The sequence below is a fragment of the Synechococcus sp. C9 genome, from assembly GCF_022984075.1.
Classification (GTDB): domain Bacteria; phylum Cyanobacteriota; class Cyanobacteriia; order Gloeomargaritales; family Gloeomargaritaceae; genus Gloeomargarita.
Map to the genome: position 1 here is coordinate 659,181 of NZ_JALAAD010000001.1, position 26,977 is coordinate 686,157.

A 26,977-nucleotide genomic window follows, 5' to 3' on the forward strand; every position below is an offset into this window, starting at 1 on the left:
ATATTAGCGTCGATGTGAAATAGGGGGCTAGGCAGTGGCAACGGCGGTGAGATATTTACGCAAAAAGAGGCAGTTCTGCTGTTGTTCTGAATGGCGTTGGTAGTCCACTTCGTCGGCAAATTTTTGTAAAAAGACCAAGCCCATGCCGCCCTCTGGTTCCGGGTCTTGGAGCGTTTGGTCGAGTTCCTGCAATTTGCGGTTGAGGTCAAACCCAGCCCCCTGGTCCCAAATCCGCATTTCAATCCTGTCCGTAAATACATTGACTTCGACGGTGATGGGTGTGGCGGGGGGCAAATCCCGATGGGCGTGACGCACCGCATTGGTAAAGCCTTCCGTCAAAACCAACTGGCAAAACCACCACACTTCGTAGGTCAAGGGGGGCACATTAAACTGGGCAAACCAATCCAATACCTGGGTTAAGGCATTTATGTCCGAGTTGACCACAATCCGGCTGGTACTCAGGGCAGGAGTCACAAGTTTCCCAGGAAGCGTTTCAAGCGACAGTAAATATTTCGGCTATCGTAGATTATATGGCAAAAGTCCTAGTGATTGACGACGACCCCACGATGCGCTTGGTGTTGCAACGCAATCTCAAGATGCAGGGGCATGAGGTGACGGTGGCGGCGGATGGGGTGCAGGGGTGGCACTTCGCTCAGGAGCTACAGCCAGCGTTGGTGATCTGCGATTGGATGATGCCGGGGATGACGGGTTTGGAGGTGTGTCAACGGGTGCGCCAGTCCCCGGAGTTGGCGACGACCTTTTTTATCCTGCTCACGTCCCGGGATCAGGTGGCGGACCGGGTGCAGGGGTTGGACAGTGGGGCGGATGATTTTTTGGTCAAACCGGTTGATCCTAGTGAATTGCAGGCGCGGGTGCGGGCGGGGTTGCGGTTACACCAGTTGAATCAGGATTTACAAGACCAAAAACAACGCTTGGAACAGGAATTGGCGGAGGCGGAAAGCTATGTGCGCTCCCTGTTGCCTGCCCCCCGGCGGACGGGAGACATTACCACCGAATGGGTGTTTGTGCCTTCGACGGAGTTGGGGGGGGGATTGTTTTGATTACTTTGATGTGGATGAACATCGCTTTGTTTTTTATGTGATTGATGTGGCGGGGCATGGGGTGGGGGCGGCTTTGTTGTCCATTTCGGTGTTGAATTTGTTGCGCTCGGGTTCGGTGGCGGATGTGACCCAACCGGCGGCGGTGTTGGCTTTATTAAACCGGTTTTTCCCGATGGAACAGCACAAGGATAAGTATTTCACCGCTTGGTATGGGGTCTATGACCGTCGGAGTCGCTGTTTGACCTATGCGAGTGCGGGGCATCCGGCGGCGGTGCTGTGGCATGGACAGGGGATCGAGGTCCTGCCGGGACGGGGGTTGGCGGTGGGAATGTTCCCGGAGGTCACCTACCAAACCCAGGAACGGGTGATGCCGCCCGGGGCGAAGGTGTACCTGTTTAGCGATGGGGTCTATGAGATTCCGGTGGAACCCCAGGGGGAATTGTGGGGGCGGGAAGCCCTGCATCAACTGCTGGCGACCGGGATTTCCCCCCAGGCACTCCTCCCGAAAATTCCTCGCCCTGCCGGTGGGTGGCCGGATGACCTGTGTTTGTTGCAGGTTGGTTTTGCCTAGACCTTGCCGGGAGATGGGAAAAGTTATGGGAATTCCCATGTTTACTCCCCCGGTGACTGCCCGATGATACTAGGTGAATTAAAACATTTCTAAAAATGGTTCGCAGGGGCGTAACGGTGTATGGTTCTCGATAGCCTGCGTATTCGAGCGACATAACCGGCAATGGTTGCAAGAGATGCCCTGGTGATAATTATGAATTAAATTGTTAAGTTAAATATCTTAGAATGATGGAATCCAGCCAGCCCCACCTATGACCGAGCTTAGCCCTAGCTTGCGCCTGCGCCTGCAAACTCCCCTGCGGATTGGGGAGGTGGTGGTACACAGCCGGGTGTTCCAGTCCCCTTTGTCGGGGGTGACGGATTTGGTGTTTCGCCGGTTGGTGCGGCGGTTTGCCCCGCATTCGATGCTCTACACGGAGATGGTGAGTGCGACGGGGTTGCATTATATGCGCCAACTGCCCCGGTTGATGGAGTTGGACCCCGGGGAACAGCCGGTGGCGATTCAGTTGTTTGATTGTCGCCCGGATTTTATGGCGGAGGCGGCCCAGCGGGCGGTGGCGGAAGGGGCGGCTTTAGTGGACATTAACATGGGGTGTCCGGTGAATAAAATTACCAAAAATGGGGGGGGGTCGTCCCTCCTGCGACAACCGGAGTTGGCGGCGGCGATTGTGCAAGCGGTGGTGCGGGCGATCCCAGTGCCGGTGACGGTGAAAACCCGGATTGGCTGGAATGACCAGGAAATCAATATCCTGGAGTTTGCCCAAAGGATGGAGGATGCGGGGGCGCAGTTGCTCACGGTGCATGGGCGCACCAGGGCGCAGGGCTACCAGGGGTCGGCACGCTGGGAGTGGATTCGCCGGGTGAAGGAGGTGGTGCGGATTCCGGTGATCGCCAATGGGGATATTTTTTCGGTGCCAGCGGCGGTGGCCTGTCTGGAATTGACGGGGGCGGACGGGGTGATGTGCTCCCGGGGCACCCTGGGTTATCCCTTTTTGGTGGGGGAAATTGACCATTTTCTCCGCACGGGTCAGCAGTTGCCCGCCCCTACGCCGGTTCAGCGGTTGCAATGCGCCCGGGAGCATCTGTTGGCACTCTGGGAGTACAAGGGGGAGATGGGGTTGCGGCAAGCCCGGAAGCATTTGGCCTGGTACGCCCGGGAGTTTCCGGGGGCCGCCCAGTTGCGGCAGGCGGTGGCGCAGTTCCCAACCCTGGCGGAGGGGCTTGCCCTATTGGATCAGGCGATGGAGCGGTTGGCGGTACTGCCCCGGGAGGAACGGTTATGCGCGTAGTGGCGCAGATTTCCCCCTGGTTGACCTGGGGGTTGGCCTTGCCGCTGGTGGTGTTGAATGGCTGGCTGTTGCTGACGGCGGTCAATTACCTGCAACCCTTGGTGAACATTTTGGTCATTGCCACGGTGCTGTCGTTTTTGCTGGATTATCCCATTAAACTCCTGCAATCCTGGGGGATTCGCCGTTCCTGGGCGGTCTTGGGGGTGTTGTTGGTGGCTTTGAGTGGCTTGACGGTGGCGGGCATTACCCTGGTGCCGGTGCTCCTCAAGCAGGGGAATGAACTGGTGGTGCGGCTCCCCAATTGGTTGGCTTCCGGGACGGCGCAGTTGGAGGTGGTGGAGGCTTGGGCGCAGGCGCATCGGGTGAATTTGGATTTGAGCGGTTTGGCGGAACAGTTCACCACCGGGGTGTCCCGACAGTTGAAAACCCTGACGACGCAGGTATTGGGCTTGGCGGTGGATACGGTGGGCTGGGCGGTGGATGTGTTGGTGACACTGGTACTAACACTATACTTAGTTTTATTTGGGGAACGCCTGTGGTCGGGGTTGTTTTCCTGGTTTCCGGCCCATTTGGGGCTGTTGATCCGGGAGTCACTGCATCGCAATTTTTACAACTATTTCCTGGGGCAGGCCACGATTGCGGTGATTTTGGGTACCCTGATGACCCTGGCGTTTGTGCTGTTGCAGGTGCCTTTGGCCTTGTTATTCGGCTTGATTATTGGGGTGGCGAGTCTGGTGCCTTTTGGGGGGGCGGTGGGAATTGTGGTGATTAGTTTATTAATTACGTTGCAAAATGTGTGGCTGGGGTTGAAGGTGTTGGCGACGGCTTTGGTGTTGGGGCAAATGAATGAGCATCTGGTGGCGCCCCGGATTTTGGGGAATGTGGTGGGCTTGAATCCGGTGTGGATCGTGCTGTCTTTGTTGTTGGGGGCAAAATTGGCGGGGCTGTTGGGGTTGTTGATTGCCGTGCCGGTGGCGGGTTCGATCAAAAACGTGGCGGACAGTTTGCGCCAGCCCCGTCCCCCGGAAGCCCAACCCGTGCGGGAACCGGTGGTGGTTTAGGGCAACCGCAGGGATTTTTCCAGCCCCACCAGGTTTTCCTGCCAAGCCTGACTGTCCAGGGCAATCTGTTCAATCCGGGTGGCTAACCGCAGGGCTTTCAGGGCTTGTTCGCCGCCGACGGAGGGTTGATTGCCGCCCCGCACACATTGGACAAAATGTTCCAATTCGGCGTGCAGGGGTTCGATATTGCTGGTGTACACCCGTTCCACCAATTCATCCTGGCGGTAGAGGACTTGCCCCGCTTTTTGGCTGTGGCGATGGATGAGAATTTCGTTGTTCAAAAAATCCGCTTCCGTGAGGGAATTTTTGCCATGAATGGTCAAGCGCCGTACCTTGCGATGGGTGACTTTGCTGGCGGTGAGGGAGGCAATCGCCCCATTGGCAAAATTCAAGGTGGCGGTGACGTAATCCAAATAACCGGAACCGGAGGCATGGGTGCCGCTGGCGGTCAATTTTACCACCGGGGCTGCCGTCAATTCCAACAGCAAATCAATATCGTGGATCATCAAATCCAAGACCACGGACACGTCATTCGCCCGCTGGGAATAGGGGCTGAGGCGATGGGCTTCCAAAGCCAGGATTTCTTCCTGCTGGATCACCTTTTGCAATTCCAAAAAGGCCGGATTAAACCGCTCAATGTGCCCCACCTGCAAAATGCAATCGTATTCGGCGGCGGCATTCACCAGTAATTCCGCTTCGCTGATACTGGCGGCAATCGGTTTTTCCATCAAAATATGCACCCCTTGGCGCATACAGGTCATGCCCACCTCGTAGTGCAAGCGGGTTGGCACCGCCACACACACCGCATCCACGTAGGGGAGCAGTTCCCGGTAATCTTCAAAAAATCGCACCCGATACTTGCTGGCGAGTTCCAAACCCCGCTCCACATTCACATCCGCCACGCCCACCAACTGCACATCCTTGAGAAAACTCAGCACCCGCACATGATGCTGTCCCATGTTTCCCACGCCAATCACCCCCACCTGAATTGGGCGAATGGCACTCACACCAGCATTGGGGAAGGATGGCACCGGCGGTAACTCCTCAAAACACCAAATGCACCGACATCCAGGGTTATCCTAACACATTTCTGTAGGGTACACCGCTGGGCACCCGTGCCGAGGTTTGAGGGGGGCGGTGGGGTTAAGAATCGGGCAATCCCACTTAAATGATGAGTAAAAATTGCACCCTGAGAGAGCCAATATAGCTAGGTAGGTTAAGGTTGTCGCCTTAAAATTCATGGCTACGCCACGCAAGCTATGGGAAACCAATGTGGGGCTACGCCCAGCGACCCATATCATGTCAACCTTTGTATGCTTAGCTATAGTTCCAAGAAATTCCCCTGTTCTAGTTTTAATTAACTTTTTGATTCCCATAAATTGTCTGAGGTTGCTGTATGGGGGCGCAAATCAGTAACGATTAGATCAAGGGCACCTCTGTCAATTTTAAGTTAGCGCTAAGTTAGCGGTCACCGGGGGGCCGCCCCCGCCCTTGGTTCTGGGTAAGATGGGTATGCCACGCAGGCTATGGGTTAGCTCAGATAAATAAAGATGCCCTAAATTTCGATAAATGATCGGATAATAGTAAAACGTGTAAAACCTACCCAAGGGAAACACAGATGGCCTGGATCGATAACAACGGTCGCCTCGGGGGAAAAATCAGTGTGCTTGACCTCGCCGCCTTGGGGGTGGTGCTGTTGGTGGCGGTGGGGATTTTTCTGGTGCCCGGGGGAACCGGGTCGGTGGCACAGGTGGGGCCCAGTCGGGCGGTGGAAATTGACATGATGGTGCGGGGGTTAAGCATTGCCCGCCCCCAGGAGTTGGTACGCCCAGGGGACAAAGCCAGTTTCATCGTGCGGAACCAGCCTTCGGGGAGCTTGACGATTAAAAATCTCACCATTTTTCCGCCCCAAGTGGAGGTGCCCCAGCCGGACGGGTCAGTGAAGTTTGTGGAGGATACCCGTTCCCAAACCCGTTATCTGCGGGACATGATGATCACCCTGACGGGGACGGCGCAGGTGGCGGATGGGGGTGTGGTGGTGGGCAATAGCAAAATTAAGGTGGGGGTGCCGGTGGAACTGGAAGGGGCACAGTACAATTTGCGGGGTTCGGTCATGGATGTGCGGGTGGGGGCATGAACGGCGACCCTAACCTGGATTTTGAGGCGCAACTGCTCGCTTGGTGGCGGGAATTGGGTCAGGTCAAACACGGCAAATGGATGCGGCGGGCTTTGGAGGGGTTGTGGCGGCTTTCCCAGGCGGATTTGGAACGGTTGGACTGGAAAATTATCGCCGGGGCGATCCAGGATATGGAGCAGGGGTTTCGGGTGTTTCAGCCCTACCGCCGGGTGCGGAAAATCGCCCTGTTTGGTTCTGCCCGCTTGAGTCCCCAGTCGCCGGATTATGAATTAGCCCGGCAGTTTGCCCGCTGTATGGGGGAACAGGGGTTTATGGTGATGACCGGGGCGGGGGGCGGCATTATGCAGGCGGGGAATGAGGGGGCTGGTGCCGACCATTCCTTTGGCTTGAATATCCAATTGCCCTTTGAGCAGTCCAGCAATGCCTTTATTAGCGATAGTCCTCGCTTGATTGATTTCAAGTATTTTTTCACCCGCAAGTTGTTTTTCATCCGGGAAACTGATGCGGTGTGTGCGTTTCCAGGGGGGTTTGGCACGCAGGATGAGGTGTTTGAGGCGTTAACCCTATGCCAAAACGGTCGCTGTCCACCCATTCCCATCGTGTTACTGGATCATCCGGGCAGTACCTACTGGCGGGCGTGGGATGCCTATGTGCGGGAGTATTTTTGGCGCACGGATTTGATCAGCCCCCAGGATGTGGAACTTTACACCCTGACCGATTCTGTCGCCGTCGCCTGTGAGACGATTCGCCAGTTTTATCGGGTCTATCACTCCAGCCGCTATGTGCAGGATTATCTGGTTTTGCGACTCCGGCAATGGTTGAGCGATGACGTCGTGGCGCAGTTAAATCGGGAATTTCAGGACATTATTATTACGGGGGAAATTGAGCAGAGGTCGGCGTTCCCGGAGGAATTGGGGGATGATACGGGGGAATTGCCCCGCTTAGCCTTTCGGTTCAATCAACGGGATCACGGGCGACTTTATCAACTAATCCGGCGGGTGAATGAATTAGCCGCCAGCGACAATGACCACCCAGAACGACGTTAGGGAAATTGGGTAATTTGTAAAGAGATTTAAGGGCACCTCTATTTATTATCACCACTGGAAGATTATTTCGCTAAAATGTCCATACTATCGAGAACCAAGACGGGGGCGGTGCCCCTGCGAGCCCTTGTTCTAAACCCAGTTAGGATTGCTATAGTTACTCTGTTCTAGTTCAAGAATTTTATTAATTAGTGGTCTATAGAGTGTATTGTCCAGATGATCTAGAAACCAATTTTCATAATCGCCAGCAACTAGATGTTCTTGAATTAAACGCACTTCTTCTAAAAGAATCCAAAGGTTATGAGTGGCTCGATTACGAAATCCATGTACTAAATTTGCTGTTAACCCATCAATACCATATCGTTTACACGCTGGACATTTGCACTCAGCGAGCATCTCCCATTCCTTAGCGTCAGGTTTTCGACCCCGCCAACTTCCTAGATTAGCAACCATACGATCACCCTTTCCCGGTAATTGTACAATGCCACGTGCAGCCCGATTGCGCCATCCACTAGAATCAACCGAATTGATGCGTAATAATGCCGCAATGTGTAGAGTAATGGTTCCGCCAATCCCAAAAATATGGAGTTTTTTATCTCGAAATTCTTGGCGTATATGTATCAGCTTCTCCAAAATTTTCTGGGGGTGCATTGCTTTCGGAGCTTTAAGCAAGTTAGGCACAATTCCTCCTAATGCAATCACTCCTTTTTCCAGAAGAGACTTATGGGACTTAAAGCGGCTAAGATAATCTTCTAAAAGCGGACTGATATGCACAACAGGTATATAGTTCCCCTGTGAATAACAAATGTTCATATCCATTGTGCGATCAAGACACTTTTGTTGCTCTTCTAGGGTCATTTTAGGTGTGGGAATAAAATCTTGAGGAATGGGAAACCAATCAGGCTGAGCATTCTTGACAAACTCTGTATATTCCTCCACAGGTGTCTCACCCCCATGAGTAATGAAGTAGAAAGCTCCATTATCCAGATAGATTTTGATGTGACTGGGAACACCTAAGTAGTTATGGAGTCCTTGATCCATTGCCTTCCGTCTAAGAGCAGGCTTTTTATGAAAATCGGCATAGGAAATCATAATTGCTGTTAGTTCAGGCAAATAGTATTCAGAATCAGGATTCCAAACATCTGGCTTGAGCGAACTCAGAGTAGTTCCGGCAACTATTTGCACAAGCTTTGCCTCAAGTCAGTTGCGAGAGATAAGATATATAACGAGCCATAATCCGGTCTTCTGTCTGCTCAGTTATGAATTCTCCAAGATTCTTAGAGAAGTTATGTGCTTGAAGTGTTACGCTGGGGATTAAAAACATGACTGGTTCATCTTTTTTGTCAATCATAAATGAATGGTCTTCATCAATATCAGGAGTAGAGTACTGAAGAGAGTAGAAAATCTTTTTCATTATTGATTCAGGTGAACCGAGGGAGTCATGGTAAAAGAAATCATATCGAGGCAAAAGCAGTTCTGGACTTTTGCAGTGTCCCATGAAAAACATATAAAGATGACCAAGGTCACATAATTGACGAAAAGGTTGTATATTAAAACTAGATAAATTTTCATAGTGTGAGAAATAGGAATTCAAATCATTTAGATCGGCTTTTGTATTTAGATTTGCTCTTGTGGTAAATGAGCGACGAATCATACAAGTACAAATTGTTTCCCGCAAATTATCGCTTATAACCGACGGAGAAGAAAGAAGTAGTGTCATTGCTTGCCCGTCATTTAGTGTGTAATTCCCAGCTACCCATCTCTTATCTATGTATTTGCTTATGTACCAATCAACTAGCGCACTATAAACTTTTAGTTGAACACTTTTAGCAACACCGCAATAAATGATTCCAGCATCTCTGGCAGAAGTGAGGCAGTTTATAAGTTCACGAATTGCTTCACGAGTAAATTCTCCTCTTCTGTTAGCAAGGATAAAGTTATCTAAATAAGCATCTTGAGGAAAGAGACTACCATCTCTAAGAATGATATTTGGTGGTTTGTAATCGGGTTTCAAAAGGTATCGGTGATCAAACTTATATTGACCTACATCCATTGCAGAAGCAAGGCATCTTTGATAGTGTTCGGGTTCTAGTTCTTCCTGATAGGAAGGGTCTATTAACATCCATTGTAGTAATTCATCATCAGGTCGAGGATCAAACAAAGCTTCATACTCAGGTTTGCCCTGTTCTACTTTCAAAAGAGTACCGGCAGAATTATTAAGTACAAATGGAACTCGGCGCCTAAAGAAAGGAGCAGGGATAGGTACAGCACTTCGATGTTGGCTGACGTCAGACGATCCAATTAAGGGAACTACACCATTCCATATAGAATCATCTGCAGAAATTAAATTGAGAAAATACTTTCCTACAATATGTTTTTCAAGATGAGCACTAATCGATTCTTTATTGAAAGGGTCAACCCTCCATCCGGTTCCTCCCTGACGGGGATTATGTACTCGTATTTGCTCATAAGTCATACCAAAACCACGGATAGCAACCTGTTCGAGAAGACGTGATAATCGAGGTGCTTTAGTTGAGTCTTGCTCAATAGTACCTTTTAGGTCTGTTAGAAACTCTAAATATAGCTCTCGTGGATCTTTTTCCAGTAGTTGATTCCGAGCTAATTCGATTGTCGTATTCCAAGCCCTTTCAGAATCAACAATCCGACTCATAATATCAATTGTTCTAGTCACTGGATCGTAACTAGCCAAATCTTCACGACTAAAAACTGTAGCAGATTTAATAATTGAGCCAAAATCCAACGATAACTGCTCCGTGTTTTGAGATTCTTGCTGAGGGTTACGTCTTCGAGGCATTATTCCCCACCTTGAGTCTTTAGCTCTTCGATTATTTTTATCCATTTTTCTTGCATTTCCTCAAAAATATTGGGTGTCTTTCCTCCCTCTGAATCCTCCGTATTTCTCTTTCTGATTCTAACTGGTATGGTATGCTTTACGCTTTCATAAGTTCCAGAAAGTAAACAAGTTCCTTGAGGCATTTTAGGTAAAGCACGAAGCATTTCATCTGTTGCATCTGCCTTGACACCCTTAATAGCATCAAGTTGATCTGGCTCTAGTGCAAAGACTAATCTGGTGTTACATTGCCGAATTGTACTTTTATCAATATCCACTGGGCTTTGAGTTAGAAGAACCATACAAATTCCATGATGCCTACCAATCCTCACACCTTCCCTGATGATTTGCTTACACGGACTACTTGTACCTTCTGGGACAAATAAATGTGCTTCATCAATCACCGCTACATAGGGAGGGATATGATTACGAAGACGTAGATTTTGTAGTTCTCGGAGAACTGCGGTTGCTACAGACTGTAATTGTGAAGATGTAAGTTTTTTGCAATTTATAGTGACACATGGATATAAGAATTTTCGCCAATCTGCTACTCCATGTCCAAAAATTTTGAGCTTTGCAAGGGTGCCTAATCTACGCTGTACTGCATCAATTACTCTTGGAATATCCCCTTCCTTAGCAGTTAGTTCTGCGGATACCTCTGGAATTTTAGCTAAAACATCGTCTAGTGTGAATTTAGCCATATCCTCATTGGTCAGTTTAGTTTGAAGTTCACCAAAAGCCTTTGCTACAATGTCACACTGCAAGGGACTTTTTTTCATTGCCTCTGGTAGCAGATCTAAAAGTTCCGATTCGGTTAGTGAAGAAATCCGAATACTAAAATCTTTTCCAGGTTCAACAACTACACCACCTAGTTTTTTAACCAACTCGGAATATTCATCCTGAGTATCAATGAACACAACAGGGAGTTTGTGTTTTTGAACGAGTTCTTCAGTAATAACTCCCATTGCATAACTTTTACCACTACCTGTAGTTCCACAGATAAAAAGATGACGCTGAATTGATTGACGCTTTAGGATAATCTTTGAGATGGTTCCACTAGTGGTTTCACCAATAAATAACCCTTGATTTTCGTCTTGTTCAAGTCCTAATGTCTGGACTATCTCATTAACATCAGCAATAAACACATCAGCACCTGAATTAGGAAGATTCTGAGGTGCCCTTGTTTCTGTTTTTATTTTCTTTTCACCATTTTCAACAAACTCCCGGTTAAAAATCTCTTCAATTAAATCTGCCTCAGCTAAGCGAAAGATTTTTGTGCTGTCTTCTTCTCTCGGATACACCTTTGGTATTTTCAAAGCATCACGTACACCAACGCTTTCGACACTCTCATTTGGATTACATTCATAAGCACTACGAATCCGTCCAATAAGAATAGTTTGCTCATTACGCATAACTGGAATCCGAACAAGTGTTCCAGGCTTTAAATCTTGACCCGCCTTTAACTTAATCCTAACAGTTTCAAACGTTGGGGTCTCCTGATCAGAAATTACCGTGCCAACAACCAGTTGATTGTTGCTATTGGCGACTGTCTTAACTGAGGGATTCTCATCACTAGAAAAACTTTTCATGTTCTATTTCTCCTGTAAACAACTAAATCTGTGCATCTAAAAGAACTGGAATTCCTAGTTCCCTTAATAATTTCTTTGCATTACCCGTGTGGAAGCTACTCACTGGCAATCCAGTAATTTGACTGACCAACCATTTTGGGGCTACTCGCAGATCATCAACCTGCACATACCAAGATTGGTAACGGGTGGCTCTCTCATCCTGGGTGGTGAGCGCCTGTCTGGCAATATCAAGGACTTGCTCTACTGTTAAAGTCACCTCAACGCCTCTAATGCGACCTGTTCCTTTCGTAGAAGCCAAATCCTGCTTGGTCTCCAAACTGGATGCTCCATAAAGCCAATTGTACAGAACCGACAGCTTTCTGCCCATTCCGCCAGTGGCAACTTGGACTGATAAACTATCTGGGATTATAGTTTCATGGTCACAGATTACTTCAAGATACTCTTTTCCTAAGCAAATCAAAAGATTTGTATAAGATTTTCTGTTAAGAATTGTTTCTAGCTCCGTGATAACCTGATGGCGTAATTCATGGACTTGTCCCTTCGTCAGCCTGCGGTCATAGTAGGGTAAGTGGTAGTCAGCAGAGATTAATCCATACTTCGCCGAGAGAATTCTGACATCAACAGATGGGGTTAAATTCTGGTTTAGGTATCGGCGCAATACACGGTAGGCAGGTCCATCGTAGCGTTCGATTGCCGGTAATAGTTGTTCATCAAACTTCTTACGCTGAGAACAATTTAGTAACAATAGTCTCGATAAAGTGCTTTCTGCCAACATATCCAATTAACCAAGAAACTATAGCAATCCTACTTGATTTACATTAGCTTGCGTGCCGTAGGCATACAAAAAGTTTCCAGAACCAAGGACGGGGGCGGTGCCCCTGCGACTCCTGTTCTAAACTCATTTAGGATTGCTATAGTTTCAAATAAGTTTGCGACAGACGAAGTAAAAGGGATAGAGATTCATGGGTCTTTGTGAGTTAGACATATCGAATTTGATGATTTCATTTCCAAAAAATAAGCTCCCCAGTTGCCCAGGGAGCCACGCAAGTTTAGAACTAAAAACCCAATTTAGCCGGGGCAGACGGGAATGTTGTTGGCATTCAACTGCACCTTGCCCGGGTCGCCATTGATTTGGATGGGCACTTCTTCCTTACCCACTTGCCGGAACATCACCCCCCGTTGCTTGGAGCAGGTGCTGATGGTGCTCGCCCACTTTTTCAGCAGGTCGTTGAAGTTCTTCTGGTGGGCAGGGATGTCGTCCAGGTTTTGCACCCCATCCCCAGTGTAATCCCGGAAGGGAGGGATTTTGAACTTGTCACTCACCGGGGTAGCAGAGGTACCACTGACTTTCTTGATGCCAATTTTGAACGGCTCCATGCTCCGCTCGATGGCGAAGGGATGCTCGTAGTAGGAGGGCTTGGGAAACTGAATCGTGGTTGTGGGCTGATTCCACAGGTAGGGCTTGGTAAAGGGAGGCCAAGCTTCAGATTTAGCCGCCGTGGTGGTCATCACCGGGGGTTCGTACAGTTTCGGGGCGGGTTGGGCACTCGCCGGAGCCATTGCCGCCGCCAGCACCGTGCCAGCTACGGACAAGGAAAATAACATTTGGGGACGCATAGCCATAACTCCTCAACAGTTAAACGATTTGATGCGATGAAGCCAAAATCCACCACAAAAATTTGTGGCGAAGTTAACCAAATTTTAGCAGGAAATACCCAGGATTTGGCTAACGGATTCCCAACTTTAACCTGGTGATAACCTGGGGCTGGGAAATTCCTTCTTGAGTGTGGCGAATCTCGTCCCAGAAGTCAAGGCTTTAGAGGGAGCCACCCGTACCGCTGATGCGTGCCGCCCATTGTTTCAGCAAGGTGTTGTAGTTTTTTTGGTGGGCAGGGATGTCGTCCAGGTTTTGCACCCCATCCCCGGTGTAGTCCCGGAAGGGGGGGATTTTGAACTGATCGGTGATGGGGGTATTGCTGGTGGTGACTTTGGCGGGGGTTTGCGCTAGGGCGGGAGCCGTCAGAGCGGTGAGGCATAGGGTGGTCAGCATCCAAAGGTGGGGACGCATGGGGCAACTCCTCAAAAATGGGGTGAAAAGGCTGGGGAATGCCCTATTTTATCCCTGGCTCACCCCTGGATCAAGCGGCGGGCGGTTTCCACCAGCCAACGGCTACTTTGGGCGAGGAGGGAGGGTTCGGGGTCAGGGGGCATGGGGGTGAGGATTTCCGTGTCGGGGGTGTCGGGGATGGACACCTGTTCCAGGGCTTTGAGGACATCGCTGGTTTTGGCGTAGCGTTCCCAGGTCTGTTCGCATACCATCTTGTCAAGTACCTGAGCGAGGTCTGCCGGTACGTCCGGGCGGTGGTCTCGCCAGCGCAGTTGCCCCGTACCGTCCTGGGCTTGCCATTGGCTGGGGGGTAAACCGGTCAGGGCTTGGATGGCGATGATGCCGACGGCGTAGATGTCACTGCTGAACCGGGGGCGACCCGCATATTGCTCGCTGGGGGCATACCCCCGGGTACCGACGGCGATGGTTTCCTGTTTTTGGTTGGCACCCCGGCATTGTTTCACGGAGCCAAAGTCAATCAGGACGAGTTTGCGATCCCGGCGGCGGCGGATGATATTGTCCGGTTTCAAATCCCGATGGATCACCTGATGATGATGCACAAAGGCGAGGATATTGAGAATTTCTTGGATAAGTTGGATCACCCGCTGGGGATGGCAGGGGGCGGTTTGCGCCAGTTCCTCGCTCAGCAGTTGACCGTCAATGTACTCCTGCACCAGGTAAAAATCCTCGTCCTGCTCAAAATACGCCAGCAGGGCAGGGATTTGGTCGTGTTTGCCCAGCACTTCCAGGGTTTCCGCTTCGGCTCGAAACAGACGGCGGGCCACGTCCATGCGGGTGGGGTTGTCCCGGGCGGGTTGGAGTTGTTTGACCACACAGGCGGGGGTGCCGGGGCGTTGCAGGTCTTCGGCTAGGTAGGTGTGCCCAAACCCACCGGTGCCCAGGGTGCGTAAAATCCGATACCGTCCGCCCAAATACCGATCCAAATTCACCCGCAGGCGTTCTTCCTGGAGTTTGTCGGCGTGGGCGCGGGCATTGCTGATCGCCAGGGCGGCTTGGGCGGCAAGTGCCATCAATCGCTTCAGGTGGCTGGCGGTGTACTCCACCGGGGTCTCGCTGGTGACGTTGATCACCCCAAGCACCCCGGCTTTGGTGGTTAGAGGGGCACACATCAGGGCATGGATGGGGATCAAACCGGGCACAAACCGGGCATCTTGGCTGACATCGTTGACAATTTCCGCCCGCCCCGTCTGGAACACATGACCGGCAATCCCCATCCCCGGCGGGAAATAGGTCTGCTCAACCGGGGGACCATAACTGCTGACCACCTCTAAGACCTGCGTATGGGGATTGTAGAGCATCAAACAGCCCTGGGTGCCCCCCAACAGGGCTTGGGTTTCCCCGATCACCAAATCCGCCAGGGCTTGCAAATCCAGGGTGGCGTGCATTTTTTCCGCCAAATCATAGAGCAGATTCACCTCCCGGTAGCGGTCGAGGGTCTCCTGCGCCAGGGTGCGCTTGGCTTGTTCCTGGTTGACAACGTACTGCAACCACCGAGCCAGGAAGGTCGCCTGGGAACCGTACACCCAGCCCAGAATTTCCCCTTCGTTGTGAATTTTTGCCGCCGTGCCGCCAGTTAAGGTGCCTGCGAGGAGATTGCCGCTGGCATCGGTCACACCCCACGCCTGCCCCTGGGTCATTTCCCCCAACAGTGCCGCCAATTCCGGCTGGTGGAGGAGTTTTTTGAGCTTGACCTGCGTCATGGTGCGAACCGGATGCTTAAGCCCATCCTAGGGTAAATTTTATTATGTTTCATTGTTACAAATTGTCATAGTTTCGGCGGGGAGCCACCAGCCCCTAAAATGGGGAAAGCAATTCATACGGGAGCCGCACCAATGTTTTATGGGTCAGCGATTGCCGGAGCTTCTGAAGTCACGGAAGCCAATCAGCGTTTGTTTCGTTATGAAGTGGTGGGGTTGCGCCAAAGTGACCAGAGCGACCGCCGTAATTTTCCCATCCGCAAAAGTGGCAGTGTGTTTCTTACGGTGCCCTACAACCGCATGAATGAAGAAATGCGCCGCATCACCCGTTTGGGCGGCAAAATCGTGCGGATTGAAGCCCTGGGGAGTGCCAACGGTCAGCCGGGGTGACGGTCGAGGAAGCGATTGCCCAACTCCAGTCCCCGGATGTGAGCCAGCGGTACTATGCCGCCTGGTGGTTGGGGCGGTTTCGGGTGAAAGCCGCAGTCCCGGCGTTGCTCCTTGCCTTGCAGGATGAATCGGACCGCACGGCATTGGGGGGCTACCCTCTGCGGCGGAATGCGGCACGTGCCCTGGGGCAGATTGGGGATCCGCAGGCAATTCCGGGGTTGCGCGCCTGTTTGCAGGTGGCGGATTTCCAGTTGCGGGGGGCGGCGGCGACGGCTTTGGGGCTGTTGGGGGCAGTACAGGTGATTCCCGATTTGGTGGCATTGCTGACCGCTACGGGGATTCCTTCAGCTTTGGGTACGGAGGAATTGCCCCAACCCTATCCGGCGATTCTGCTGGCGTTGGGACGCTTAAATGCCCAGTCAGCAATCCCCGCCATTCAACCGTTTCTTGCCCATTCTTTACCCAGAGTGCAGGGGGCGGCTCTCTGTACGATGTATGTACTGACCCAGGACACCCAGTACATTGACCAGTTGTTGCAGGTGATCAACGGGGCGGACACCCGGTTACAGCGGGTGCTGTTGGGGGATTTGGGGGAAACGGGCTATCTGCCAGTAGCGGCGGCGATGGCGCAAACTCAGGCGGAACCCAGTTTTAAGCTGATGGGTCTGCACCGACTGCTCAGTCAATGGTTAAGCACGCAGTCCCAACCGCTTGATTGGCAGGCGCTGGGGTCGGTGTTTGCCCTGATGGATGGGTTGCTTTAGGCGGTTTTGTAATAATCCGGTTCGTTCCCCGGTTTCCATTTGATGTTGCACCCGATGCTCGCCCGTTGGTCGGTGGGGATGGGCTGACCGCTCAGCAGGGCATCAATGGCGGCACGTAGGTCTTTGCCGGTGACGGGAATGGGCGGGTCGCTCTTGGGGCGGCTGTCGTCGAATTGCCCCCGGTACACCAATTTGCGCTCCCGGTCAAACAGGTAAAAATCCGGGGTGCAGGCGGCTTGGTAGGCTTTGGCAACCGCTTGGGTGGCGTCGTAGCACAAAGGAAACGTAAAACCCAATTCTTTCGCCATTTCTTTGAGAGATTCCGGGCTGTCGTCCGGGTATTTTTCCGCATCGTTGGAACTAATCGCCACAATCCCCAAATCTTGATTTTGATAATCCCGTCCCAATTGCGCCAATTGGTCTTGAATGTGTTTCACGTAGGGGCAATGGCGGCAAATAAACATCACCAACAACCCAGTTTTACCCGCAAAGGTATCCAAACTAATCATGTTGCCAGTAACCACATCCGGCAGGTGAAATGCCGGGGCGGGGGTGCCCAAATCAACCATGACTGAGGGGGTGCGTGCCATAATCCCAACTCCTAAACCCGATGGTTTTGCGCTTGCCTTTATTATGCCGGTTCGGGGGACGGGACGCTAGGACGTTGCAAAGGAAACCCTAGGGCTTCCCGCTGTTGTACATACAGTTGGGCGACCTGGCGAGCCAGCTGGCGAATCCGACCAATGTAACGGGTGCGTTCGGTGACAGCAATCACCCCCCGGGCTTCCAGCAAATTAAACGTGTGGGAGCATTTCAAAACGTAATCCAAGGTGGGGGTGACGAGTTTTTGGCTAAGTAATTGTTGGGCTTCTTTTTCGTAGAGGGTGAACAATTGAAATAAAATATGGGGGTCAGCGGCTTGGAAATTGTAGGTGCATTGTTCGATTTCATTTTGCAGATAAATTTCCCCATAAGTTACCTGGTCATTCCAGCGAATATCGGTGATTTTATCCACATTTTGCAGATACATTGCCAGCCGTTCCAACCCATAGGTAATTTCAATGGCGACCGGATGGCAATCCAAACTGCCACACTGCTGAAAGTAGGTAAATTGGGTGATTTCCATGCCGTCTAACCAAACTTCCCAACCCACGCCCCAAGCGCCCAGGGTGGGGGATTCCCAGTTATCTTCCACAAAACGAATGTCGTGTTCTTCGGGGGCAATGCCCAAACAACGCAGGGATTCCAAATAGGTTTCTTGAATGCCCGGTGGTGAAGGTTTAATTAACACCTGATATTGAAAATAATGCTGAAAGCGGTTGGGATTTTCCCCGTAACGCCCATCCCCCGGACGACGACAGGGTTCCACATACGCCACCGCCCAGGGTTCCGCACCCAACGCCCGCAAAAACGTGTGGGGACTCATGGTGCCCGCCCCTTTTTCCACATCGTAGGGCTGGAGAATCACACACCCCTGCGCCGCCCAAAATTGGTGCAATGCCGCCTGTAGTTCCTGAAAATTCACCTGCTCACCCCGTAACCGTCTTGTGTCTATACTGAAGGCTTGAGGGTTCCCGTGACAAGATGACCCACCCGAAATTACTGGTTTTGGATGACGACCCCACCGGCTCCCAGACGGTGCATGGCTGTTTGCTCCTCCTGCGTTGGGATGTGGACACGTTGCGCCTGGCACTGGCGGACGCATCACCCCTATTGTTTATCCTGGGCAATACCCGTGCCCGAACGCCTGCGGAAGCCGCCCAAATTACCCGGGAAATTTGCCAAAATCTCCGGCAGGTGGTGGGGGAAGATTTATTAAAAAATTACCTGGTCATCAGCCGTTCGGATTCCACGTTGCGTGGGCATTATCCCCTAGAAATTGACGTGATCAATCAGGAATTAGGCGGGTTTGATGCCCATTTGCTCATTCCGGCGTTTATCGAAGGGGGCAGAATCACCCGGGACAGTGTGCATTATTTAATTGTGCAGGGAACGCCCGTGCCGGTGGATCAAACGGAATTTGCTAAAGATTCGGTATTCGGGTATCGCTCTGCCTATTTACCGGCTTATGTGGAAGAAAAAACCGGCGGTAAGATTCTGAGTAACAATGTGGTGCGTTTTACTTTGGATAAAATCCGTTCCGGCTGTGATGAATTGTTACTGAGTTTGCACAATAATGCCTGTGGGGTGGTGGATGCGGTGACCCAGGAGGACTTAAATTTATTTGCCCAAGCCCTCTATCGCACCCATGCCCAGGGCAAACGGTTTCTCTTGCGTTCTGCCGCCGGAATTATCAGTGCCTTAGCCCAATTGCCCCCCCAACCCGTCGCCCCGGAATTGATGTCGAATTATGTCCGAGGCACTTTACCCGGCGTGGTGATTGTGGGTTCCCATGTGCAGTTGTCCACCCGGCAGGTTCAGCATTTATTGCAACAGGAATATGTGCGGGGGATTGAATTAGCGATTACCCAATTACTCCAGGGCAAAACCCCTTTAGAAGTGGTCGAAATTGCCGTTGAATTAATTAACCAAACCCTGAATCAAGGTTTAATTCCTGTCATTTATACGCCCCGTGAGGAATTGCAATTTCCTGATACCCAAACCCGCTTAAATTTCGGTCGGCAGGTGGCACAGGTGACCTCCCTATTGGTGCATCATTTGCCCGCAGAAATTGGCTTTCTGGTCAGCAAGGGGGGGATTACATCCAACGAAATTCTCAGTCACGGGTTGGATTTAACTGCCGTGCGCTTACTTGGGCAAATTGCGCCGGGAATTAATGTAATTCGCACCCCCAAGGATCACCCCCAATTCCCCAATTTACCCGTGGTGATCGTACCGGGCAATGTGGGGGACGAGGCAATTTTAACCACGATTGTCCAGCGGTTAAACCCCCGGCAAACCTAAGCCCCCCGTGAGGTCGTCCATTTTTTGCTTCATCGTGGCGGTGGACTCATCGTAAGCCGCCTTGAGTGCCGTAAACACCAATTCCGACAGTTCCCCAGCCCCTTTTTCCAGTGCCGCTGGCGCAATCTCGACCCGCCGGGGTTCCTGGTTGCCGCTCAGCACCACCTTGACCGCCCCTTCGGCTGCTTCCCCGACGATTTCCATGCTGTCCAATTCCTGTTGCATCTGGATGGCGCCCTCTTGCACCTGTTGCGCCTTTTTGATGGCATCGGCAAATTCCTTCATCTTGCCCAGCCCGAACCCGAACCCTTTCCCCTGAGTCATGTGTCCAAATGCCTCCACGTTCAAATGCTTTCAGACTACCACACTCGCCCCCCCAATGCGCCCATCCGCCAGTGCTAGGATAAATAATGCCCATTCCTATCCCTCTGTTGGTCGCACATCCATGTTAAAACTTCTGCTCGGTGACCCCAATCAGCGCCGCATCAACCAGTACAAGCCGCTGGTGGTGGAAATCAACCTGCTGGAAGAGGAGATGCAGAGGCTTTCAGACGAGGAATTGCGGGGGAAAACGGCGGAATTTCGCCAGCGTTTAGACCGGGGGGAAAGCCTAGAGGATTTGCTCCCCGAAGCCTTTGCCGCCGTGCGGGAAGCGGGAAAACGGGTACTGGGACTGCGCCATTTTGACGTGCAGTTGTTGGGGGGGATGGTGCTCCACGAGGGGCAAATCGCCGAGATGAAAACCGGGGAAGGGAAAACCCTGGTGGCGACCCTGCCTGCCTATCTGAATGCCCTCACCGGCAAAGGGGTGCATATCGTGACGGTGAACGATTACCTCGCCCGCCGGGATGCGGAATGGATGGGGCAATTGCATCGGTTCATGGGCTTGAGTGTTGGGTTAATTCAACAGGGGATGGATGCCAGCGAACGGCGCAAAAATTACGCCTGCGATATTACCTACGCCACCAATAGCGAATTGGGGTTTGATTACCTGCGGGACAACATGGCAACCAGTATCGAAGACGTGGTGCAACGGAATTTTCACTACTGCATTATTGACGAGGTGGATTCGATTTTGATTGACGAAGCCCGCACGCCTTTGATTATTTCCGGTCAGGTGGGCGACCCGGAAGAACGGGAAAAGAAATATATCACCGCCGCCCAGGTTGCCGCCCAACTCCAGCGGGATGAACACTACGAAGTGGATGAAAAAAACCGGAATATTCTCCTCTCGGATGAAGGCTTTATCCTGGCGGAAAAAATCCTGGGCGTTACGGATTTATACGACCCGGAAAACCCCTGGGCGCACTATGTCTTCAATGCCATCAAAGCCAAGGAATTATTTATCAAAGATGTGAACTATATCATTCGTAATGATGAGATTGTAATCGTGGATGAATTTACCGGGCGGGTGATGCCAGGGCGACGCTGGAGTGATGGACTGCACCAGGCAATCGAAGCCAAAGAGGGGGTGCCCATTGAACCGGAAACCCAAACCCTCGCCACCATTACCTATCAAAATTTCTTTTTGCTCTACCCGAAATTGGCGGGGATGACCGGCACGGCAAAAACCGAGGAAGCAGAATTTGGCAAGATTTACAAATTAGATGTGACCACCATTCCCACCAACCGCCCCAATGTGCGGAAGGATTTACCGGACGTGGTGTACAAAACGGAGACGGCGAAATGGCTGGCGATTGCGGAGGAATGTGCGGAATTACACGCCCTCGGTCGCCCAGTTTTGGTGGGGACAACCAGTGTAGAAAAATCCGAACTTTTATCTTCATTACTTCAACAGCGGGGGATTCCCCACAATTTGCTCAACGCCAAACCGGAGAATGTGGAGCGGGAGGCGGAGATCGTGGCGCAGGCGGGGCGCAAAGGGGCGGTGACCATTGCCACCAACATGGCGGGGCGGGGGACGGACATCATCCTGGGGGGGAATGCGGAGTACATGGCACGCTTGAAGGTGCGGGAGTATTTTATGCCCCGGTTGGTACTGCCGGAAAGTGAGGATGGGTTGAATGTTTTTGCGTCCCTTTTGGGGCAAAGCCGGGCTGGGGGTGTGGGGTTTGGCACGGGCAAGAAAATCAAAACCTGGAAAGCATCCCCCAACATTTTCCCGACGGAGTTGTCCCCCGAAACAGAGCGGGCGTTGCGGTCAGCGGTGGATTTTGCGGTGCAGGTGTACGGGGAGCAGAGTTTGCCGGAGTTGGTGGCGGAGGATAAAATTGCGATTGCTTCGGAGAAAGCCCCGACGGATGACCCGGTGATTGCCCGGTTACGGGAGGCTTACAATCTGGTACGCCGTGAGTACGAAGTTTATACCAAAGCGGAACATGACGAGGTGGTCAAACTGGGTGGGTTACACGTGATTGGCACGGAGCGGCACGAGTCCCGGCGGGTGGATAACCAACTGCGGGGGCGGGCGGGGCGGCAGGGAGACCCGGGCACCACTCGGTTTTTCCTGAGTTTGGAGGACAATCTCCTGCGGATTTTTGGCGGGGAGCGGGTGGCGGCGTTGATGAATGCCTTCCGGGTGGAGGAGGATATGCCGATTGAGTCGGGGTTGCTCACCCGGTCTCTGGAGGGGGCGCAAAAGAAGGTGGAAACCTATTATTACGACATCCGCAAACAGGTATTTGAATACGACGAGGTGATGAATAACCAACGCAGGGCAATTTATGCAGAACGCAGACGGATTTTGGAGGGGCGAGACCTGCGGGAATTGGTAATTCAATACGCTGAAAAAACCATTGATGATATTATTGCCGCTTACATCAACCCGGATTTACCCGCTGAGGAATGGAATTTAGCTGGAGTGGTGGAAAAAGTCAAACAATTTATTTATTTATTGAGTGATTTAGAGGCGAGTCAATTAGAGGATTTGAGCATTCCAGAAATGCAGGCATTTTTGCACGAACAAGTCCGCATTGCCTATGACCTAAAGGAAGCCCAGGTGGAGCAAATTCGTCCGGGTTTGATGCGGGAAGCGGAACGATTTTTCATCCTGCAACAGGTGGATACCCTTTGGCGGGAGCATTTGCAACAGATGGATGCCCTGCGGGAGTCGGTGGGGTTGCGGGGTTATGGGCAACAAGACCCCTTGATTGAATACAAAATTGAGGGCTATGAATTATTCCAAGATATGATGACCAATATCCGCCGCAATGTGGTGTATGCCCTGTTCCAATTCCAACCCCAGGTGCAACCGGTCGCCAGTTAGTTTTTGTATGAATCTTAGTAATCATTAGGGCACCTCTATAAATTCTTGGTTCTGGGTACTATGGGTATGCCAACGATGAGATTTATGGTTGGCTCCAATAATAGCAGTCCTAAATGAGAATGGAACAGGGGTCGCAGGGCACCGCCCCGTTCTTGGTTCTCAGTAATCTTATGATGCCCAAGAATCTTTTAGCATTGCCGTATAAAAGCAGTTCGTAATTGTTCAGGGATTGCCCACAGGTTTTGCCCAGACTTTGGACAAAAAATTTAGAAAAAGAGATGGCTTTCCGGTTGGATATTGATTTCCATCGGCACGGCGGCAGGTTCACTTTGCAGGGCGTAAAGAATCGCTTGGGCGGCAGTTGCCGGGCGCAACATTTTCGTGCGATCTACTTTGAGAGGAATCTCATCCCAAAAGGGCGTATCCACCCCGCCGAAATAAAATAAAGTAACTTTAATGCTGTAACGGCGCAATTCATCAGCCAAAACTTTGCTCAACCCCACCGCCCCAAATTTGGACGCACAGTACGCCGCCGCCATCGGCATGGTATGTTTGCCCAAAATGCCAATCACATTGCAAATATGACCAGCCCGCTGGGTTTTCATCACCTGTGCCGCCGCCTGTAGGGTGTAAAAATTCCCCTGGAGATTCACCGCCAATTGGGTCGCCAAATCCGCCGGTGTCAGCTTGTCCCAGGGTTTGAGAATCCCAATTCCAGCGGCATTCACCAGTACGTCAATCCGACCAAAGGTAGCCACCGCCTCATTCATCAGGTTTTGCACCTGCGCCGGGTCGGTAATGTCCGTGGGTACTTTTAAGCCACCGGGGGCGGATAGAGTGTCCAACGCCTCTGGATGCCGCCCTGCCAAAACCAACTTTGCCCCCAAGGGATGCAACCGCTCGACCACGGCTCGCCCAATCCCCCCGGTAGCACCCACCACGACAATGACTTTATCCTGCAACATCTGTTACATTTCTTAAAACTCTGTTCACTATAGCAAATCGGGTGAGCGTGTCACAATGGGCGGGGAGTAGGGGGCAAAGCGGGTGCGAACGGGATTGCTGGTGGCGGTGGTGGTGATGACCTATGTGGGGTTGGGGCTGGGGCGTTGGCCGGGGGTGGGGCTGAACCGACCGACGATTGCCTGGGTGGGGGTGGCGGGGGTGGTGGCCTTGGGGGGCATGACGGTGCCGGGGGCGTGGCAGGCGGTGGATGGGCGGACGATGGTGTTTTTGCTGAGCATGATGCTGGTGAATGGGGCGTTGACCGAGGCGGGGGTGTTTGGGTGGCTGTTGCAGGGGTTGGTGCGCCACAGTCGGCATCCCCTGGGGCTACTGCTGGTGGTGACGGGGGGGACGGGGGTGCTGTCGGCGTTTTTGCTGAATGATACCTTGGCTTTGGTGGCAACACCCTTGCTCCTGCGGGTGACCCAAACTTTGGGGGTGAATCCGGTGCCCTACCTGCTGGCCTTGGCGGCGGCAACGAATGTGGGTTCCGTGGCGACCCTGGGCGGCAATCCCCAGAATATTCTGGTGGGGGGGTTGTCTGGGATCAGTTATGGCTGGTTTGCCCAGGTGATGGTGCCGGTCGCAGTGGTGGGGTTGCTGTTGGTGGCGGGCTGGGTGTGGCTGTTGTATCCCGAGGTGCGTTCCCGGCAACGGTTTCCGGCGGTGACCTTGGCGTGGACAACACCGGCGCAGGGGTTGGGGTTCCATCTGCTGGTGACAGGGGGGTTACTGTTGGGGTTGGCGGCGGGGGTGCCCTTGGCGGAAGCGGCGTGGGTGGGGGCGGCGGTACTGCTGTGTCGCCACGGACGGCATCCGGAAACCTTGCTGGCGCAGGTGGATTGGGGACTGCTGGTGTTGTTTGGGGGGTTGTTTGTACTCACCCAGACCACCCGGGATTTGGGAATTCTCCAGCCGTTGGCGGATTTGGCGACCCACCCGTGGGAGTGGCTGGGGGTGACAACCCTACTGTCCAATTTGATTTCCAATGTGCCGACGGTTCTGCTCCTGTCTGCGGTCATCCCAGCGGCGGATACCCAGGGCTGGCTGTTGTTGGCGGCGGGGGCGACCCTGGCGGGGAATTTGACCCTGTTTGGGGCGGTGGCTAATCTGATTACCGTGGAGGCGGCGGGGCGGGCGGGGTATCCCGTCTCCTTTGTCAGCCATCTGCGCCTGGGGGTGCCCGTGACCCTTTCTACCCTGGGAGTGGCTTACCTCTGGATTCGGGCGGTCGGGTAGGTCAGGGGGTCACTTCCCGCAGGTGAATGACATCCCGGTAGGGGTCCACGTGGGTCACTTGCACCTGGAGGTGTTCCCCCAATTTCACGGGTCGTTGCACCCGCATCCCCAATTCCAGCCCCAGTTCCTCTAACAGCACCAGCACCAGGTCCATGTCCTCCCGCAACCAGCGCAGTACCAGGGCGGTCCACACCCCTTGGCCGTGGCGGCGCAGGTATTCCAGACTCCAATAGCGGTTGGTTTGCCGTTCCACCAGACTCGCCTCCTGGGTGGCCGCCGTCACACTCTGGAGAATGCTTTGCAATTCCGCCGCTGCAAAGACCGGGGCTTCCCCCCGCAGGTGCGCCTTGAGTTGCCAATGGGCAAGCAAATCCCCATAGCGGCGAATCGGGGACGTGGCCTGCACATAGGCATCTAGCCCCAAACTGGCATGACGACCAGGGGTAACACTCACCTCGCTTTTGGTCAAACAGCGGCGAATCGCACAGGTGCGCACCGGCCCCCCCGGCAGTTGCAACAATTCCTCCTCCGAGGGCAATTCCGGCTGGGGTTGGGAACGAAAGGGCATGGCTAACCCAGCGTTTTGGGCATAGCGAGCCGTCACCTCCCCCGCCAGGATCATCATTTCCGCCACCATCAACCGGGCTGGGGAAGGCTGTTGCAACCGCACCTCCACCTGGTCATCAGTAACTTTGATGTCCGCCTCCGGCATCTGAATCTGGATTGCTCCTTGGGCTAACCGCCAATGTAACCGCCGTTCCGCCCATTGGGATAGGTGCAGAAGTTCCCGTTCCCGCTCAATTTGCAACTGGAGCAATTCATCCACATCCTCATAGGTGAGGCGGTAGGTGGGGCGCACCCAACTGGCGGTGATCTGAAACTCGGCAATTGCCCCGGACGGCTCTAAAATCACCCCGAAACTGAGGGCACAACAGGTCTGCCCCTGCTGTAAACTCATGGGTCCGGTCGCCAAAACCTCCGGGAACATGGGAATCACCCCGGTGGGCAAATACACGCTCGTACTGCGGCGGCGGGCTTCCTGGTCCAAAATATCCCCTGGGGTCAGCCACCGCCCCGGGTCGGCAATGTGAATCCACAACCGCTCCCGCCCATCGGGCAACAGCTCCCAACTCAACCCGTCATCAATTTCCTTGGTGCTAATATCGTCAATGGTATAGACCTTCAGGGCGGTCAAATCCTTCCGCCAAGGGGCATCCAGGTCGGTGGGCGGGTCTTCAACACGCATGGCAACCGCCTCCAAAACAGCCGGGGGAAAGGTGGTGGGCAGGGAACTGCGCCGCAGTGCCAGGTTTTCGTGGGGATGCCACCAACCCAAATCCACGAGCAATTCATGGGCTCCCGCTGGGGTGACCGGGCGATCCAGATGCGCCAGCAATTCCGCTACGGGACGGGACTCCTGCCCCTCCAGGATAACAAATTGTTCTAGTTGCTCTAGGAGATGCCGTTCTTTCCCAGACCAGGTGACGGTTTCCCCTTGGAGTGCCTGCTGAATTTTGCTGTAAAATGTATTAACTTCTTCTTGCTTTTGCGCCGCCTTTTCCAACTGATGGCGAATGTCTTGCACCTGTTGGGGGGAGCGGGGTTCGTAGTAGTCCCCCTTTTGTTTGAAAAAAATCCGGTCTTGACTCAGCAGGCGGTGGGCGGCGTAGCAAATCGGCGGGTCGGTCTGGTTAAAAATTAATTGCGCCAGTTCCTGGGGGTTGGTGAGCCGGTGGTCGGGGCTGAGCAATTCCCAGGCTAATTCCAGGGCATCCGGGTCCTGGTAGGCACGGGCGGCTTGTTCAAATTCAGGGATATCCTCGGCTAGGTAGGTGCGTCCCGGCACGGCAAAGCTGATCTGGCGGGGATGCAGGCTGTAGTTGCGCCCCTGGGCATCGCTGGCGATCCAGTTTTTTTTGCCATCCGGGCGTTGGATCACCCCCAAGCGGGTGCCGCCGTCGGTCTGAAATTCGATTAAGGTGCCCTTGTCCACGGTGGCGATTTGGTTACTAGCCTCTGGTTG

At 52.8% G+C, this 26,977-nt stretch carries 25 protein-coding genes; 11 read left to right on the top strand and 14 right to left on the bottom strand.

The annotated features are described in order from the left end of the window. Nucleotides 1-27: 27 nt before the first annotated feature. Nucleotides 28-474, bottom strand: coding sequence for an anti-sigma regulatory factor (locus MLD66_RS03235; RefSeq protein WP_247215498.1), 447 nt, complete (start codon nucleotides 472-474; stop codon nucleotides 28-30). Between the two features lie 56 nt (nucleotides 475-530). On the opposite strand from MLD66_RS03235, the gene MLD66_RS03240 reads away from it, so the two are divergent. From MLD66_RS03240 to MLD66_RS03255, 4 genes are all read left to right on the top strand, one after another. Further along, on the top strand, nucleotides 531-1,061 hold the full coding sequence (locus MLD66_RS03240) for a response regulator (protein ID WP_247215499.1): 531 nt from the start codon (nucleotides 531-533) through the stop codon (nucleotides 1,059-1,061). Next, entirely contained in the window at nucleotides 1,024-1,632 is a 609-nt protein-coding gene (locus MLD66_RS03245; RefSeq protein ID WP_247215500.1) for a PP2C family protein-serine/threonine phosphatase, read from the top strand. Before MLD66_RS03240 ends, MLD66_RS03245 begins: the two co-directional genes overlap by 38 nt. A 250-nt stretch (nucleotides 1,633-1,882) precedes the next feature. Next, nucleotides 1,883-2,920 carry a tRNA dihydrouridine synthase DusB gene (dusB, locus tag MLD66_RS03250; protein WP_247215501.1) on the top strand — a complete coding sequence of 346 codons (1,038 nt, stop codon included), beginning with the start codon at nucleotides 1,883-1,885 and terminating at the stop codon, nucleotides 2,918-2,920. Further along, on the top strand, nucleotides 2,911-3,981 hold the full coding sequence (locus MLD66_RS03255; protein ID WP_247215502.1) for an AI-2E family transporter: 1,071 nt from the start codon (nucleotides 2,911-2,913) through the stop codon (nucleotides 3,979-3,981). Before dusB ends, MLD66_RS03255 begins: the two co-directional genes overlap by 10 nt. Here the strand turns inward: MLD66_RS03255 and MLD66_RS03260 are convergent. Beyond that, entirely contained in the window at nucleotides 3,978-5,012 is a 1,035-nt protein-coding gene (locus MLD66_RS03260; protein ID WP_247215503.1) for a Gfo/Idh/MocA family oxidoreductase, read from the bottom strand. The genes MLD66_RS03255 and MLD66_RS03260 overlap by 4 nt on opposite strands. A 587-nt stretch (nucleotides 5,013-5,599) precedes the next feature. Here MLD66_RS03260 and MLD66_RS03265 point away from each other — a divergent pair. Both MLD66_RS03265 and MLD66_RS03270 read left to right on the top strand, forming a co-directional pair. Beyond that, nucleotides 5,600-6,118: a DUF4330 domain-containing protein gene (locus MLD66_RS03265; protein WP_247215504.1), complete on the top strand. Its 519-nt coding sequence runs from the start codon at nucleotides 5,600-5,602 to the stop codon at nucleotides 6,116-6,118. Beyond that, nucleotides 6,115-7,164 (top strand): LOG family protein, encoded by a 1,050-nt coding sequence (locus tag MLD66_RS03270; RefSeq protein WP_247215505.1) that lies wholly within the window; start codon nucleotides 6,115-6,117, stop codon nucleotides 7,162-7,164. Before MLD66_RS03265 ends, MLD66_RS03270 begins: the two co-directional genes overlap by 4 nt. 129 nt (nucleotides 7,165-7,293) lie before the next feature. Here MLD66_RS03270 and MLD66_RS03275 read toward each other — a convergent pair whose 3' ends face one another. From MLD66_RS03275 to MLD66_RS03305, 7 genes are all read right to left on the bottom strand, one after another. Continuing rightward, nucleotides 7,294-8,346: a hypothetical protein gene (locus tag MLD66_RS03275; RefSeq protein ID WP_247215506.1), complete on the bottom strand. Its 1,053-nt coding sequence runs from the start codon at nucleotides 8,344-8,346 to the stop codon at nucleotides 7,294-7,296. A gap of 10 nt (nucleotides 8,347-8,356) precedes the next feature. After that, nucleotides 8,357-10,021 carry a hypothetical protein gene (locus MLD66_RS03280; protein WP_247215507.1) on the bottom strand — a complete coding sequence of 555 codons (1,665 nt, stop codon included), beginning with the start codon at nucleotides 10,019-10,021 and terminating at the stop codon, nucleotides 8,357-8,359. Further along, complete coding sequence (locus tag MLD66_RS03285) at nucleotides 9,976-11,601, bottom strand: ATP-binding protein (RefSeq protein ID WP_247215508.1); 1,626 nt, start codon at nucleotides 11,599-11,601, stop codon at nucleotides 9,976-9,978. The genes MLD66_RS03280 and MLD66_RS03285 overlap by 46 nt, the downstream gene beginning before the upstream one ends. Nucleotides 11,602-11,623: 22 nt before the next feature. Further along, the gene (locus MLD66_RS03290; RefSeq protein ID WP_247215509.1) at nucleotides 11,624-12,376 is read right to left on the bottom strand and encodes a YaaA family protein; all 753 of its coding nucleotides are present in this window, start codon (nucleotides 12,374-12,376) and stop codon (nucleotides 11,624-11,626) included. Between the two features lie 293 nt (nucleotides 12,377-12,669). Continuing rightward, on the bottom strand, nucleotides 12,670-13,224 hold the full coding sequence (locus MLD66_RS03295; RefSeq protein WP_247215510.1) for a hypothetical protein: 555 nt from the start codon (nucleotides 13,222-13,224) through the stop codon (nucleotides 12,670-12,672). Nucleotides 13,225-13,417: 193 nt separating this feature from the next. After that, on the bottom strand, nucleotides 13,418-13,669 hold the full coding sequence (locus tag MLD66_RS03300) for a hypothetical protein (RefSeq protein WP_247215511.1): 252 nt from the start codon (nucleotides 13,667-13,669) through the stop codon (nucleotides 13,418-13,420). A gap of 59 nt (nucleotides 13,670-13,728) precedes the next feature. After that, nucleotides 13,729-15,429 carry a protein kinase gene (locus tag MLD66_RS03305; protein ID WP_247215512.1) on the bottom strand — a complete coding sequence of 567 codons (1,701 nt, stop codon included), beginning with the start codon at nucleotides 15,427-15,429 and terminating at the stop codon, nucleotides 13,729-13,731. 99 nt (nucleotides 15,430-15,528) lie between these two features. Between MLD66_RS03305 and MLD66_RS03310 the strand changes: the two genes are divergently transcribed. Then, nucleotides 15,529-15,816, top strand: a complete 288-nt coding sequence (locus MLD66_RS03310; RefSeq protein WP_247215513.1) for a phycobilisome linker polypeptide — start codon at nucleotides 15,529-15,531, stop codon at nucleotides 15,814-15,816. After that, nucleotides 15,813-16,580, top strand: a complete 768-nt coding sequence (locus MLD66_RS03315) for a HEAT repeat domain-containing protein (protein WP_247215514.1) — start codon at nucleotides 15,813-15,815, stop codon at nucleotides 16,578-16,580. Before MLD66_RS03310 ends, MLD66_RS03315 begins: the two co-directional genes overlap by 4 nt. Here MLD66_RS03315 and MLD66_RS03320 read toward each other — a convergent pair. Together MLD66_RS03320 and glyQ are read right to left on the bottom strand one after the other, a co-directional pair. Further along, the gene (locus MLD66_RS03320) at nucleotides 16,577-17,170 is read right to left on the bottom strand and encodes a thioredoxin family protein (protein WP_247215515.1); all 594 of its coding nucleotides are present in this window, start codon (nucleotides 17,168-17,170) and stop codon (nucleotides 16,577-16,579) included. The genes MLD66_RS03315 and MLD66_RS03320 overlap by 4 nt on opposite strands. A 41-nt stretch (nucleotides 17,171-17,211) precedes the next feature. Then, entirely contained in the window at nucleotides 17,212-18,105 is an 894-nt protein-coding gene (gene glyQ, locus MLD66_RS03325) for a glycine--tRNA ligase subunit alpha (RefSeq protein WP_247215516.1), read from the bottom strand. A gap of 59 nt (nucleotides 18,106-18,164) precedes the next feature. Between glyQ and MLD66_RS03330 the strand changes: the two genes are divergently transcribed. Continuing rightward, nucleotides 18,165-19,484, top strand: coding sequence for a four-carbon acid sugar kinase family protein (locus tag MLD66_RS03330; protein ID WP_247215517.1), 1,320 nt, complete (start codon nucleotides 18,165-18,167; stop codon nucleotides 19,482-19,484). Here MLD66_RS03330 and MLD66_RS03335 read toward each other — a convergent pair. Continuing rightward, complete coding sequence (locus MLD66_RS03335; protein ID WP_247215518.1) at nucleotides 19,464-19,808, bottom strand: YbaB/EbfC family nucleoid-associated protein; 345 nt, start codon at nucleotides 19,806-19,808, stop codon at nucleotides 19,464-19,466. The two genes, MLD66_RS03330 and MLD66_RS03335, sit on opposite strands and share 21 nt — an antisense overlap. Nucleotides 19,809-19,929: 121 nt before the next feature. Between MLD66_RS03335 and secA the strand changes: the two genes are divergently transcribed. Beyond that, the gene (gene secA / locus MLD66_RS03340; RefSeq protein WP_247215519.1) at nucleotides 19,930-22,710 is read left to right on the top strand and encodes a preprotein translocase subunit SecA; all 2,781 of its coding nucleotides are present in this window, start codon (nucleotides 19,930-19,932) and stop codon (nucleotides 22,708-22,710) included. Between the two features lie 266 nt (nucleotides 22,711-22,976). Here secA and MLD66_RS03345 read toward each other — a convergent pair whose 3' ends face one another. Continuing rightward, nucleotides 22,977-23,675 (bottom strand): SDR family oxidoreductase, encoded by a 699-nt coding sequence (locus tag MLD66_RS03345; protein WP_339396888.1) that lies wholly within the window; start codon nucleotides 23,673-23,675, stop codon nucleotides 22,977-22,979. A gap of 82 nt (nucleotides 23,676-23,757) precedes the next feature. On the opposite strand from MLD66_RS03345, the gene MLD66_RS03355 reads away from it, so the two are divergent. Further along, nucleotides 23,758-24,954 carry an anion transporter gene (locus MLD66_RS03355; protein WP_339396890.1) on the top strand — a complete coding sequence of 399 codons (1,197 nt, stop codon included), beginning with the start codon at nucleotides 23,758-23,760 and terminating at the stop codon, nucleotides 24,952-24,954. A gap of 1 nt (nucleotide 24,955) precedes the next feature. Here the strand turns inward: MLD66_RS03355 and MLD66_RS03360 are convergent, their stop codons facing one another. Next, nucleotides 24,956-26,947: a ribonuclease R family protein gene (locus MLD66_RS03360; protein ID WP_247218946.1), complete on the bottom strand. Its 1,992-nt coding sequence runs from the start codon at nucleotides 26,945-26,947 to the stop codon at nucleotides 24,956-24,958. Between the last annotated feature and the right edge of the window lie 30 nt (nucleotides 26,948-26,977).